We start from the raw sequence: 13,734 nt of genomic DNA, 5'->3' as shown, positions 1-13,734 counted from the left end.
AGGAGCCTCTCAACCCTTGCGAGAATGGAATTTTAGATTGTGATTTCTGGCTCATTTTGTTGAGCGTTAAATCATAAATTTAAAGCTTTCGCGGAAAAGCGCAATAGAAGAGAAAAAATAAATAGTTCTTTTTACATAAATTTTTTTTCAAAGTATAAAGTTAGAAAGTTATGTAAGGTATTTAAAGATAATAGAACTTAAATATAAAAAATACCGGCTTGAGACTTTCAGTAGTAAAAACAGGGAAGTTTCTTTGACCTCAAATAAAATTTAAAAATGGCAGGATTTGTAAATTATATATCGCAGTCTTACGATGAGCTTAAAAACCATGTAACCTGGCCAACCTATGCGGAAGCGCAGCGGTTAACCGTAATCGTTTTAGTATTTTCGGTAATTTTCTCTTTAGCAATATGGGGTGTAGATTCGGTGTTTGGTGAAATTATAGAAGAATACTTTAAGTGGGTTAAATCTTAAAAATCGCTTTATGGCTGAAGATAAGTTGAAAAAATGGTATGTGGTTAGATCGGTAAGCGGTCAAGAAAATAAGATTAAAGATTATATAGAAAAAGAAATAGCCCATGAAGGTTTAGAAGAGTATTTGGAAGAGGTTTTGGTACCTACAGAAAAAGTTGTTCAAATCAGAAAAGGTAAAAAAGTTAATAAAGAACGCGTATATTTTCCCGGTTACGTGATGGTTAAAGCTAACCTAAGTGGGGAAATTCCGCATATTATTAAAGGAATAAACGGCGTTATTGGTTTCTTAGGAGAAACTAAAGGAGGAGATCCTGTGCCGTTAAGAAAGTCTGAAGTTGACCGTATGCTAGGAGATGTAGATGAGTTGGCGGTACAAGAAGACAGCGTTGCGATTCCTTATAATATTGGAGAGACAATTAAGGTTATCGATGGTCCTTTTAATGGTTTTAATGGTACTATAGAGCGCGTTAACGAAGAAAAAAGAAAACTGGAAGTAATGGTAAAAATCTTTGGAAGAAAAACACCATTAGAACTCAGTTATATGCAAGTAGAAAAAGTTTAAGTTGTTACGCTTATATAATTAGAATTATTCTTAATGCTTCCACTTTTAGATTAATTCAAATTAAAAATTAAAAAATGGCAAAAGAAGTAAGTAAAGTTGTAAAACTACAAGTCCGCGGAGGTGCTGCTAACCCTTCACCACCAGTTGGACCTGCTTTAGGTGCTGCCGGGGTAAATATCATGGAATTCTGTAAGCAATTCAATGGTAGAACCCAAGATAAGGCAGGCAAGGTTTTGCCGGTAGACATAACAGTATATAAAGACAAATCATTTGATTTTGTTATTAAAACTCCACCGGCTGCCGTTCAACTCCTAGAAGCATCTAAAAATAAGAAAGGTTCTGGAGAACCAAACCGTAAAAAAGTCGCTAGTGTTACTTGGGATCAAGTAAAAGCTATTGCAGAAGATAAAATGCAAGATTTAAACGCTTTTACTGTCGAGTCTGCTATGAAAATGGTAGCCGGCACCGCACGGTCTATGGGAATAACTGTAAAAGGTGATGCACCGTTTTAATCCAAAAAGAAAGTAAAATGGCAAAATTGACAAAAAAGCAAAAAGAGGTGCAAGCAAAATTAGACAACGCTAAGTTGTATACAGTTGCAGAAGCCTCCTCTGTAATAAAAGATATTTCTAACGTAAACTTTGATCCTTCTGTAGAACTTGCAGTTCGATTAAATGTAGATCCGCGTAAAGCGAATCAAATGGTGAGAGGTGTTGTTACTTTACCACACGGTACGGGTAAGGACATTAAGGTTTTAGCTTTAGTAACACCTGATAAGGAAGATGAAGCAAAAGAAGCCGGTGCAGACTACGTAGGTTTGGACGAATATTTAGAAAAAATCAAAGGCGGTTGGACAGACGTAGACGTTATTGTGACCATGCCTAGTGTTATGGGAAAATTAGGGCCTTTAGGTAGAATTTTAGGACCAAGAGGTTTAATGCCTAACCCAAAAACAGGTACGGTAACTATGGATGTTGCTAAAGCTGTTGCTGATGTGAAAGCTGGTAAAATCGACTTTAAAGTAGATAAAACCGGTATAGTTCATGCGGCAATTGGGAAAACATCTTTTGATGCCGATAAAATTGCAGGAAACGCAAGGGAATTATTAACTACGCTGGTAAAATTAAAACCTCAGGCCGCTAAAGGAGTGTATATTAAAAGTATATACATGTCTAGCACGATGAGCCCGAGTGTGGAGATTGATACAAAAAGGTTTACTGAGCAATAATTAAATTATTATGACAAGAGAAGAAAAATCACAAGTAATAAAAGATTTAACTGCCCAGTTAGCTGATACTTCCACGCTTTATTTAGCAGATATATCAGGATTGGATGCAAACACTACTTCTAATTTAAGAAGAGCTTGCTTTAAAGCTGATGTAAAGCTATCGGTAGTTAAAAATACTCTATTGGCCAAAGCAATGGAAGAATCTGGCGTAGATTACGGCGAACTTCCAACGGTTTTGAAAGGTAATACCTCAATAATGGTATCAGATACCGGAAATGCCCCGGCCAAAGTAATTAAAGAATTTAGAAAGAAAAACGATAAACCCCTTCTTAAAGGTGCTTTTATTGATGAAGCAATTTATGTTGGAGATGAGTATTTAGAAACACTATCTAGCATCAAATCTAAAGAAGAGGTTATTGGAGATATTATCGGGTTGTTACAATCGCCAACCAAAAACGTTATTTCAGCGCTTAAGTCTGGTGGTAGTAAACTTTCTGGTATTCTTAAAACACTTTCTGAAAAAGAATAACACGTACGCACTTTTTAACAATTATAAATTAAATTACACATTTTAAAACGATAGAAAATGGCAGATTTAAAAGAATTCGCAGAACAATTGGTTAACCTTACAGTAAAAGAAGTTAATGAGTTAGCTGATATATTAAAAGAAGAATATGGTATAGAGCCTGCAGCTGCTGCAGTAGCTGTTGCCGGTGGCGGTGCTGCTGGTGAAGGAGCCGAAGAAGAAGAGCAAACTGAGTTTGACGTAATCTTAAAAGCTCCGGGTGGTTCTAAATTGGCAGTTGTAAAACTGGTAAAAGAATTAACAGGTCTTGGTCTTAAAGATGCAAAAGGTTTAGTAGATGGTGCACCAGCTCCAGTAAAAGAGGGTGTTGCTAAAGATGAAGCCGAAGCACTTAAATCACAATTAGAAGAAGCAGGAGCTGAGGTTGAGCTTAAATAATAAGCTTACCGAGCAATTTTATTTAGGTTTAGACCTCAGGATTTACTCCTGGAGGTCTAAACCGTTTTGCGTATAAAAGCGCAGCGTGTTAATACACACATTTTTTTAGTTAATTATGCTTTCAAAAATTATTTTTTGAAAACCTCAAATTCCGTCCAATAGATGTTAGAAACGCAAACTGAAAGATTGAATTTCTCTTCTGTAAAGAATAAGCCTGATTATCCAGACTTTTTGGATATACAGATAAAATCGTTTCAAGATTTCTTCCAATTAGAAACAAAATCAGAAGAAAGGGGAAATGAAGGCTTGTACAATACTTTTCAAGAGAATTTCCCGATTACCGATACGCGTAATCAATTCGTACTCGAGTTTTTAGATTATTTCGTAGATCCTCCTCGCTATTCCATTCAAGAATGTATAGAGAGAGGTTTGACCTATAGTGTTCCATTAAAAGCTAGGTTAAAATTATATTGTACAGATCCGGAACATGAAGATTTTGAAACTATTGTACAGGACGTATACTTGGGTACAATACCTTATATGACGCCAAGCGGTACTTTTTGTATCAATGGAGCAGAACGCGTAGTGGTTTCACAATTGCACCGTTCTCCTGGTGTATTCTTTGGACAATCGTTCCACGCCAACGGAACAAAATTATACTCTGCCAGAGTAATTCCTTTTAAAGGTTCTTGGATAGAGTTTGCCACAGATATAAACAGCGTAATGTACGCTTACATTGACCGTAAAAAGAAATTACCGGTAACTACTTTATTCCGTGCAATTGGTTTTGAAAGAGATAAAGATATTTTAGAAATTTTTGACCTTGCAGAAGAAGTTAAAGTAAGCAAAACCGGTCTTAAAAAAGTTCTGGGACGCAAGTTAGCAGCCCGTGTACTTAATACTTGGTATGAAGATTTTGTAGATGAAGACACCGGGGAAGTAGTTTCTATAGAAAGAAACGAAATTGTATTAGATCGTGATACAGAGCTTGAAAAAGACCATATAGAGGAAATTCTGGAAACAGGAACCAAAACTATACTTTTACATAAAGAAGATAACTCTACCGGCGATTATGCAATTATTCACAATACATTGCAAAAAGATCCTACGAACTCAGAAAAAGAGGCGGTAGAGCATATATATAGACAATTACGTAACGCCGAGCCGCCAGATGAAGAAACGGCTAGAGGAATAATAGATAAATTATTCTTCTCAGATCAACGTTATAACTTAGGCGAAGTTGGTCGTTACCGTATGAATAAAAAATTAGGTCTTAATATAGAAATGGATAAGCAAGTGCTTACCAAAGAAGATATTATTACCATTATTAAGTATTTAATAGAACTTATCAACTCTAAAGCAGAGATTGATGATATTGATCACCTTTCTAATCGTCGTGTACGTACGGTAGGAGAACAATTATCGCAACAATTTGGTGTAGGTCTTGCACGTATGGCCAGAACCATTCGTGAAAGAATGAATGTGCGCGACAACGAAGTGTTTACACCAATAGATTTGATTAACGCGAAGACTTTATCGTCTGTAATCAATTCTTTTTTTGGTACCAACCAGTTGTCACAGTTTATGGACCAAACCAACCCCTTGGCAGAAATTACACACAAGCGTCGTTTGTCTGCATTAGGTCCGGGAGGTTTATCTAGAGAAAGAGCTGGATTTGAGGTGCGAGATGTGCATTATACGCATTACGGAAGACTATGTCCTATTGAAACTCCTGAAGGGCCAAACATTGGTTTGATTTCTTCGCTATCTGTTTTTGCCAAAGTAAACGGTATGGGCTTTATAGAAACGCCTTACCGAAAGGTAGAAGACGGAAAGATGGATGTGGAAAACGAACCTGTATATTTTTCTGCGGAAGAAGAAGAAGGAAAATTAATTGCACAAGCAAATATTCCTATCAAAGATGACGGTACCATCAATACAGACAAAGTTATTGCTAGAATGGAAGGAGACTTCCCGGTAGTAGATCCTAAAGAAGTGCATTTTACAGATGTTGCTCCTAATCAGATTTCTTCTATCTCGGCATCTTTAATACCGTTCTTAGAGCATGATGATGCAAACCGTGCCTTAATGGGATCTAATATGATGCGTCAAGCTGTGCCATTATTACGTGTAGATTCACCCATCGTAGGAACCGGTTTAGAGCGTCAAGTAGCTTCAGATTCCCGTGTTTTAATGAATGCAGAAGGAGACGGAACCGTAGAATATGTAGACGCACAAAAAATTACTATCAAATACGATAGAACAGAAGAAGAGCGTATGGTAAGCTTTGATTCTGATTCTAAAACCTACGATTTAATTAAGTTTAGAAAAACCAATCAAGGTACTTCCGTAAACTTAAAACCAATCGTACGGGTAGGAGATCGGGTTAAAAAAGGCCAGGTTTTATGTCAAGGTTATGCTACAGAAGCAGGAGAACTTGCTTTGGGTAGAAACATGAAAGTTGCCTTTATGCCTTGGAAAGGGTATAACTTTGAGGATGCAATTGTTATTTCCGAAAAGGTAGTAAGAGAAGATATCTTTACTTCTATTCATATTGATGAATATAGTTTGGAAGTACGCGATACCAAATTAGGTAACGAAGAGTTAACCAACGATATTCCTAACGTTTCTGAAGAAGCTACTAAAGATTTAGATGAGCACGGAATGATTCGTATTGGAGCAGAGGTTAAACCCGGCGATATTTTAATTGGTAAGATTACGCCAAAAGGAGAATCAGATCCAACACCTGAGGAGAAGTTACTACGTGCTATTTTTGGAGACAAAGCAGGAGATGTAAAAGATGCTTCTTTAAAAGCTTCTCCATCTTTAGAAGGAGTGGTAATTAATAAAAAACTCTTTGCACGTGCTATCAAAGATAAGCGTAAACGAGCGCAGGATAAAGAAGACATTGCACGCTTAGAAGATAAGTACAGAGTTAAGTTTGAAGCTTTAAAATCTGATTTAATCGATAAACTTTTTGCAATTGTTGGTGGTAAAACCGCACAGGGAGTGCAAAATGATTTAGGAGAAGATGTATTACCAAAAGGTAAAAAATATACCTTAAAAATGCTTAACTCCGTAGACGATTATACGCACCTTACTAGCGGTACGTGGACGACAGACGATCATTTAAATGCATTGGTTGCAGATTTATTGCACAATTATAAAATTAAAGAAAACGACCTGCAAGGTAACCTTAGAAGAGAGAAGTTTACCATAACTGTAGGAGACGAGTTGCCATCTGGTATTATCAAACTAGCCAAGGTTTATGTTGCTAAAAAACGTAAATTAAAAGTTGGAGATAAGATGGCAGGACGTCACGGTAACAAAGGTATTGTAGCTCGTATTGTACGTCAAGAAGACATGCCTTTCTTAGAAGATGGAACGCCTGTAGACATCGTGTTAAACCCACTTGGGGTACCATCACGTATGAATATTGGACAGATTTATGAAACGGTTTTAGGATGGGCAGGACAAAAATTAGGGCAGAAATATGCTACTCCAATTTTTGATGGCGCAACTATAGACCATATTAATGAGTTGACAGATAAAGCTGGTATTCCTAGATTTGGTCACACCCATTTATATGATGGCGGTACCGGAGATAGATTTGACCAGCCCGCAACAGTTGGAGTGATTTATATGCTTAAATTAGGGCATATGATTGAAGATAAGATGCACGCACGTTCTATTGGGCCATATTCCTTAATTACGCAACAACCATTAGGTGGTAAAGCACAGTTTGGTGGTCAGCGTTTTGGAGAAATGGAAGTTTGGGCCTTAGAAGCTTACGGCGCATCAAGCACTTTACGTGAAATTTTGACCGTAAAATCTGATGATGTGATAGGAAGGGCTAAGACATACGAGTCTATCGTAAAAGGAGAACCAATGCCAGAGCCCGGCTTGCCCGAATCTTTTAACGTGTTAATGCACGAATTAAAAGGTTTAGGACTCGATATACAACTTAAAGAGTAAAACCATTACCTCCAAACCAGTTTTGGAGGTAATAGTTTTCGTTAATTTTTTAGAATAATTCTTTTAGTACCATAGATTATGGCAAGAAATAATGACAAGAATACACAAAAGAGATTTAATAAAATCTCCATTGGTTTAGCATCTCCAGAATCGATCTTGGCGGAGTCGAGAGGAGAGGTTTTAAAACCAGAAACAATTAATTACCGTACGCACAAACCAGAAAGAGACGGTTTGTTTTGCGAACGTATTTTTGGTCCTGTAAAAGACTACGAATGTGCTTGCGGTAAATATAAAAGAATTCGTTACAAGGGGATTGTATGTGACAGATGTGGAGTAGAAGTAACAGAGAAAAAAGTTCGAAGAGATCGCGTAGGGCATATCAATTTGGTAGTGCCGGTAGCGCATATTTGGTATTTCCGCTCTTTGCCAAACAAAATAGGTTATTTATTGGGTATCCCATCTAAGAAATTAGATATGATTATTTACTACGAAAGATATGTGGTAATACAACCCGGTAACGCAAAAAATGAAGAAGGAGAACCATTAAAGAAAATGGATTTCCTTACGGAGGAAGAATACTTAAATGTTTTAGATGAGCTTCCGCGAGAAAATTACCAGTTAGAAGATTCAGACCCTAACAAATTTATCGCCAAAATGGGAGCAGAATGTCTTATCGAAATCTTAAAAAGATTAGATTTAGATGAGCTTTCGTACGATTTACGTCATAAAGCAAATAACGAAACTTCTAAACAACGTAAAACAGAAGCCTTAAAAAGGTTGCAGGTTGTTGAAGCTTTCCGCGATGCTAACGAAAACCAAGAAAACCTGCCGGAATGGATGATCATGAAAGTGGTTCCTGTAATACCGCCAGAACTTAGACCGTTGGTGCCGTTAGATGGAGGGCGTTTTGCAACTTCAGACTTAAACGATTTATATAGAAGAGTAATTATACGTAACAACCGTTTAAAGCGATTGATGGAGATTAAAGCTCCTGAAGTTATCCTACGTAACGAAAAACGTATGTTGCAAGAATCTGTAGATTCTTTGTTTGACAATACCAGAAAATCTTCTGCCGTTAAAACAGATTCTAACAGACCATTAAAATCACTATCAGATTCCTTAAAAGGAAAACAAGGACGTTTCCGTCAAAACTTACTAGGTAAACGTGTAGATTATTCAGCACGTTCTGTAATTGTGGTTGGGCCAGAAATGAAATTGTATGAGTGTGGTCTTCCTAAAAATATGGCAGCAGAATTGTACAAGCCTTTTGTAATTAGAAAACTGATTGAAAGAGGTATTGTTAAAACAGTAAAATCTGCCAAAAAGATAATAGATAAGAAAGAACCGGTAGTTTGGGACATTTTAGAAAATGTATTAAAAGGACATCCGGTATTACTTAACCGTGCGCCTACTTTGCACCGTTTAGGTATTCAAGCTTTCCAACCAAAATTAATTGAGGGTAAAGCAATTCAATTGCACCCGTTGGTTTGTACTGCATTTAATGCCGATTTTGATGGTGACCAGATGGCAGTTCACTTACCATTAGGACCAGAAGCTATTTTAGAAGCACAATTATTAATGTTGGCTTCTCATAATATCTTAAACCCTGCAAATGGTTCTCCGGTAACGGTACCATCTCAGGATATGGTTTTAGGTCTTTATTACATGACCAAATTGAGAGAATCTACCAAAGAGGTGCCAATTAAAGGAGAAGGTCTAACTTTCTATTCTCCAGAAGAAGTAATTATTGCCTATAATGAAAAACGCGTTCACTTAAACGCGCAGATTAAAGTTAAGACAAAAGACTTTAATGATGAAGGCGAGTTGGTGTCGCAATTGGTAGAAACAACCGTTGGGCGAGTTATATTTAACGAAGAAGTACCGGAAGCTGCAGGTTATGTTAACGAAGTTTTGACCAAAAAATCTTTAAGAGATATTATTGGTAAAATTTTAAAAGTAACCAGCGTGCCGGAAACCGGAGAATTCTTAGATAAAATTAAAGACCTTGGTTACGGCTTTGCATTTAGAGGCGGACTTTCTTTCTCTTTAGGAGATATTATTATCCCTAAAGAAAAAGAAGACATGATCAAAGAAGCCAATGAGCAAGTAGATGGTATTATGGGTAACTATAATATGGGTCTTATTACCAATAACGAACGTTATAACCAAGTTATTGATATTTGGACAGCTACAAATGCTAACCTTACCGAGTTGGCTATGAAAAGAATTAGAGAAGACCAGCAAGGGTTTAACTCCGTTTATATGATGTTAGATTCTGGAGCTCGTGGTTCTAAAGAGCAGATTAGACAGCTTACCGGTATGCGTGGTTTGATGGCAAAGCCTAAAAAATCGAACACCGGAGGAGGAGAAATTATTGAAAACCCAATTCTTTCTAACTTTAAGGAAGGTCTTTCTATTTTAGAATACTTTATTTCTACACACGGGGCGCGTAAAGGTCTTGCCGATACCGCACTTAAAACGGCCGATGCAGGTTATTTAACCCGTAGATTGGTAGACGTTTCGCAAGATGTAATTGTAGGAGAAGAAGATTGTGGCACTTTACGTGGAATAGAGGTTAAAGCCTTAAAAAAGAACGAAGAAGTAATAGAAACATTAGGAGCGCGTGTTCTTGGTAGAACAGCTCTTAATGATATTATAGATCCTATTACACAAGAGCTTTATGCAGAAGCAGGAGAAGAAATTGACGAAGCAATAGTAACTAAAATTGAAAAGTCTGTTTTAGATGCTGTAGAAGTACGTTCTGCCTTAAGTTGTGAAGCTAAAAAAGGTATTTGTGTAAAATGTTATGGTAGAAACTTAGCAACAGGTAAAACAGTACAACGCGGAGAAGCCGTTGGGGTAGTAGCTGCGCAATCTATTGGAGAACCTGGTACACAGTTAACGCTTCGTACCTTCCACGTAGGTGGTATTGCAGGAAACATTTCAGAAGACAATAAGGTAATCTCTAAATTTGACGGTATTGCCGAAATTGATGATTTAAAAACCGTAAAAGGAGAAAACGCAGAAGGAGATAAAGCAGAAATTGTTATATCTAGAACTTCCGAAGTTAAAATTGTAGATCCGGACACGGGTATTGTTTTAAGTACCAATGTTATACCTTACGGGGCAGAATTATTTATAAAACCTGGAGACAAGGTTACAGAAGGAACCAAAATCTGTCAATGGGATCCGTATAACGGGGTTATTATTTCTGAATTTGCCGGAAAAATCAAATTCGAAAATCTTGAACAAGGCGTTACTTATCAAGTTGAAACAGATGAGCAGACAGGTTTTCAAGAGAAAGTAATCTCAGAATCTAGAAACAAGAAAAAGATTCCTACTTTATTAATTATGGGTAAAGGAGACGAAGTAATTCGTTCGTACAACTTGCCTGTAGGAGCTCACTTGATGGTAGATGATGGCGAGAAAATTAAGATTGGTAAAATCTTGGTTAAAATTCCACGTAAATCTTCAAAAGCTGGAGATATTACAGGTGGTCTTCCTCGTGTTACAGAATTGTTTGAAGCACGTAACCCTTCAAATCCTGCCGTAGTAAGTGAGATTGATGGGGTTGTTTCTTTTGGGAAAATTAAACGTGGTAACCGCGAGATAATTGTAGAGTCTAAACTAGGCGAAGTTAAAAAGTACTTAGTAAAACTTTCTAATCAAATCTTAGTTCAAGAAAACGATTATGTTCGTGCAGGAATGCCATTATCAGACGGTTCTATTACTCCAGAAGACATCTTGAACATCAAAGGTCCAAACGCTGTACAGCAATATTTGGTAAACGAAGTACAAGAAGTTTATAGATTACAAGGGGTTAAGATTAACGATAAGCATTTTGAAGTTGTTGTAAGACAAATGATGCGTAAAGTTAAAATTCAAGATCCGGGAGATACTATTTTCTTAGAAAATCAATTAGTACATAAATCTGATTTTATTGAAGAGAACGACGATATTTTTGGTAAGAAAGTAATTGAAGATGCAGGCGATAGCGAAAATCTTAAAGCGGGACAAATCTTAACTGCACGACAATTAAGAGATGAAAACTCTTTATTGCGTCGCGAAGATAAAGCTTTGGCAACAGCAAGAGATGCACAACCTGCTACGGCAACGCCAATTTTACAAGGTATTACCAGAGCATCGTTGCAAACAAAATCATTTATTTCTGCTGCTTCTTTCCAAGAAACAACTAAAGTATTAAACGAAGCTGCGGTAAGCGGTAAAGTAGATAATTTAGAAGGCCTTAAAGAAAATGTTATTGTTGGACACAAAATACCGGCTGGTACCGGAATGCGTGAATACGATAATATTATTGTGGGCTCTAAAGAAGAGTTTGAAGAAATGATGGAAGAAAAACAAGAGGTTAATTACAACTAATCTTTTATAATAAAACGAAAAAGCGCTGTTATTCACAGCGCTTTTTTTATTTTAGTGCATTAGTAATTAAATACAGTGAAATGAGTGAGGAAAAGAAAAATAATCAAAAGAAATTAAATATTGAATTAGACGAAGCTACGGCTCAAGGTGAGTACAGTAACTTAGCAATTGTAAACCATTCTGCTTCAGAATTTGTGATAGATTTTGTCAGTATTATGCCGGGTACGCCAAAAAGCAAGGTTAAGTCTAGAATAATATTAACTCCGCAACACGCCAAACGTTTGTTGAAAGCTTTAGGCGGAAATATTAAAAAATTTGAAAACGCTCACGGCGAAATACGAGATTACGATAAACCAAATATTCCTTTAAATTTTGGTCCAACAGGCCAAGCATAAATAATTAGGAAAAAACAAAAAAATCCGAAGTTTTAAGCTTCGGATTTTTTTTATAGTTACGCTTTAAAATTCTGATGTATAGTGAAATTTAATATTCTTGTATTTTTGCTGGGTCATCTGTAAAGAAAAAGAAGAATCTGCTAAAAATACTAACTGTCCTTTTTTGTCTTTTGCTAGAAATTTATTTTTAACACGTTTAAATTCTTTAAACTCTTCACTTTTTTCATCTTCGGGTTCTACCCAACAGGCTTTATGTACATTTAGGTTTTCGTAGGTGCATTTTGCACCATATTCGTGTTCCAATCGGTATTGAATAACCTCAAACTGCAAAGCGCCAACCGTTCCAATAATTTTTCTATTATTAATTTCTAGTTTAAACAGTTGCGCAACTCCTTCATCCATTAATTGATCTACTCCTTTTTCAAGTTGTTTAGATTTCATTGGGTCTGCATTATTAATATACCTAAAATGTTCTGGAGAGAAACTGGGTATGCCTTTAAAATGCATCTGTTCACCCTCGGTTAAAGTGTCTCCAATTTTAAAATTTCCGGTATCATGTAAACCAACAATATCTCCCGGATAGGACACATCTACAATTTCCTTTTTTTCCGCAAAGAATGCATTAGGACTAGAGAAGCGCAGCTTTTTATTATTTCTTACGTGAAGATAAGGTACGTTTCTTTCAAATTTACCCGACACAATTTTAACAAAAGCCAATCTATCGCGATGCTTCGGATCCATATTGGCATGAATTTTAAAAACAAAACCGGTAAATTTTTCCTCTTCAGGCCTTACTTCACGCTCTTCGCTCACTTTTGGTAATGGGGGCGGAGCTATTGTGATAAAACAATCTAATAGTTCGCGAACGCCAAAATTGTTTAAAGCAGAACCAAAGAAAACCGGTTGTAAATCGCCATTAATATAAGCGTTTTTATCGAAATCTGGGTAAACTCCTTGTGCAAGCTCTACTTCTTCGCGTAGGTCTTGGGCTGCATCCTTGCCAATTAATTCATCTAACTCCGGCGTGGCTAAATCTTTAATTTCTATGGTATCTTCAATATCTTTTCTAGGGTCGCCGGTAAATAAATTTATATTTTGTTCCCAAATATTATAAATTCCTTTAAAATCATAACCCATTCCAATTGGGTAACTTAAGGGTGTAACTTTTAGGTGTAATTTTTGCTCTATTTCATCTAACAAATCAAAAGCATCTTTCCCTTCTCTGTCCAATTTATTGATAAAAACTAGCATTGGTATTTTGCGCATACGGCAAACTTCTACCAGTTTTTCGGTTTGGGCTTCCACACCTTTTGCTACATCTATCACCACAATTACACTATCTACAGCGGTAAGGGTTCTAAAAGTATCCTCGGCAAAATCTTTGTGTCCGGGTGTATCAAGAATATTTATTTTAATGTCTTTATACTCAAAGGCCAAAACAGATGTGGCTACCGAAATACCACGTTGGCGTTCAATTTCCATAAAGTCACTGGTAGCACCTTTTTTGGCTTTGTTAGATTTTACTGCTCCTGCTTCTTGTATTGCGCCTCCAAAAAGCAATAATTTTTCGGTTAAAGTGGTTTTACCGGCATCGGGATGCGAGATAATTCCAAATGTTCTTCTTCTATTTATTTCTTTCGATAATTTCATGTTGCAAATATATTCTTTTCGCACCTTTTGCCAAGTGCTATTTTTATTGAAGTTATTTAAGAAAGCATTATAATAAAAAAACTTATTTGACTGTCAAAAGAGTTTT

10 protein-coding genes are annotated in these 13,734 nt (G+C 36.5%); 9 read left to right on the top strand and 1 reads right to left on the bottom strand.

Annotated features, from left to right (window positions below):
- Positions 1 to 276 precede the first annotated feature (276 nt).
- The 9 genes from secE (at position 277) to FKR84_RS07250 (ending at position 11,978) form a co-directional block, all read left to right on the top strand.
- Positions 277 to 474 (top strand): preprotein translocase subunit SecE, encoded by a 198-nt coding sequence (secE, locus tag FKR84_RS07290; RefSeq protein WP_141421644.1) that lies wholly within the window; start codon positions 277 to 279, stop codon positions 472 to 474.
- A gap of 10 nt (positions 475 to 484) precedes the next feature.
- Positions 485 to 1,036 carry a transcription termination/antitermination protein NusG gene (gene nusG / locus FKR84_RS07285; protein ID WP_141421643.1) on the top strand — a complete coding sequence of 184 codons (552 nt, stop codon included), beginning with the start codon at positions 485 to 487 and terminating at the stop codon, positions 1,034 to 1,036.
- Positions 1,037 to 1,110: 74 nt separating this feature from the next.
- Positions 1,111 to 1,548 carry a 50S ribosomal protein L11 gene (gene rplK, locus FKR84_RS07280; protein WP_141421642.1) on the top strand — a complete coding sequence of 146 codons (438 nt, stop codon included), beginning with the start codon at positions 1,111 to 1,113 and terminating at the stop codon, positions 1,546 to 1,548.
- Positions 1,549 to 1,565: 17 nt separating this feature from the next.
- Complete coding sequence (gene rplA / locus FKR84_RS07275) at positions 1,566 to 2,264, top strand: 50S ribosomal protein L1 (protein ID WP_141421641.1); 699 nt, start codon at positions 1,566 to 1,568, stop codon at positions 2,262 to 2,264.
- Positions 2,265 to 2,274: 10 nt separating this feature from the next.
- Positions 2,275 to 2,793: a 50S ribosomal protein L10 gene (gene rplJ / locus FKR84_RS07270; RefSeq protein WP_141421640.1), complete on the top strand. Its 519-nt coding sequence runs from the start codon at positions 2,275 to 2,277 to the stop codon at positions 2,791 to 2,793.
- A 57-nt stretch (positions 2,794 to 2,850) separates the two neighbouring features.
- Complete coding sequence (gene rplL / locus FKR84_RS07265) at positions 2,851 to 3,228, top strand: 50S ribosomal protein L7/L12 (protein ID WP_141421639.1); 378 nt, start codon at positions 2,851 to 2,853, stop codon at positions 3,226 to 3,228.
- A gap of 162 nt (positions 3,229 to 3,390) precedes the next feature.
- Positions 3,391 to 7,203, top strand: coding sequence for a DNA-directed RNA polymerase subunit beta (gene rpoB / locus FKR84_RS07260; protein ID WP_141421638.1), 3,813 nt, complete (start codon positions 3,391 to 3,393; stop codon positions 7,201 to 7,203).
- 78 nt (positions 7,204 to 7,281) lie between these two features.
- A complete protein-coding gene (gene rpoC, locus FKR84_RS07255; protein ID WP_141421637.1) occupies positions 7,282 to 11,583 on the top strand; it encodes a DNA-directed RNA polymerase subunit beta' in 4,302 nt (1,433 codons plus the stop codon).
- A gap of 80 nt (positions 11,584 to 11,663) precedes the next feature.
- Positions 11,664 to 11,978: a DUF3467 domain-containing protein gene (locus FKR84_RS07250; RefSeq protein ID WP_141421636.1), complete on the top strand. Its 315-nt coding sequence runs from the start codon at positions 11,664 to 11,666 to the stop codon at positions 11,976 to 11,978.
- Between the two features lie 63 nt (positions 11,979 to 12,041).
- Here the strand turns inward: FKR84_RS07250 and FKR84_RS07245 are convergent, their stop codons facing one another.
- Entirely contained in the window at positions 12,042 to 13,628 is a 1,587-nt protein-coding gene (locus FKR84_RS07245; RefSeq protein ID WP_141421635.1) for a peptide chain release factor 3, read from the bottom strand.
- Positions 13,629 to 13,734: the final 106 nt, after the last annotated feature.

It is taken from the genome of Haloflavibacter putidus, from assembly GCF_006546625.1.
Classification (GTDB): Bacteria; Bacteroidota; Bacteroidia; order Flavobacteriales; family Flavobacteriaceae; genus Mesonia; species Mesonia putida.
This window is presented reverse-complemented; position numbering and strand designations above follow the sequence as displayed.

Coding starts and splice junctions, on each gene's coding strand:
- FKR84_RS07245 (WP_141421635.1), bottom strand. CDS start 13,628: ATGAAATTATCGAAAGAAATAAATAGAAGAAGAACATTTGGAATTATC.
- nusG (WP_141421643.1), top strand. CDS start 485: ATGGCTGAAGATAAGTTGAAAAAATGGTATGTGGTTAGATCGGTAAGC.
- FKR84_RS07250 (WP_141421636.1), top strand. CDS start 11,664: ATGAGTGAGGAAAAGAAAAATAATCAAAAGAAATTAAATATTGAATTA.
- rpoB (WP_141421638.1), top strand. CDS start 3,391: ATGTTAGAAACGCAAACTGAAAGATTGAATTTCTCTTCTGTAAAGAAT.
- rpoC (WP_141421637.1), top strand. CDS start 7,282: ATGGCAAGAAATAATGACAAGAATACACAAAAGAGATTTAATAAAATC.
- rplL (WP_141421639.1), top strand. CDS start 2,851: ATGGCAGATTTAAAAGAATTCGCAGAACAATTGGTTAACCTTACAGTA.
- rplK (WP_141421642.1), top strand. CDS start 1,111: ATGGCAAAAGAAGTAAGTAAAGTTGTAAAACTACAAGTCCGCGGAGGT.
- rplA (WP_141421641.1), top strand. CDS start 1,566: ATGGCAAAATTGACAAAAAAGCAAAAAGAGGTGCAAGCAAAATTAGAC.
- rplJ (WP_141421640.1), top strand. CDS start 2,275: ATGACAAGAGAAGAAAAATCACAAGTAATAAAAGATTTAACTGCCCAG.
- secE (WP_141421644.1), top strand. CDS start 277: ATGGCAGGATTTGTAAATTATATATCGCAGTCTTACGATGAGCTTAAA.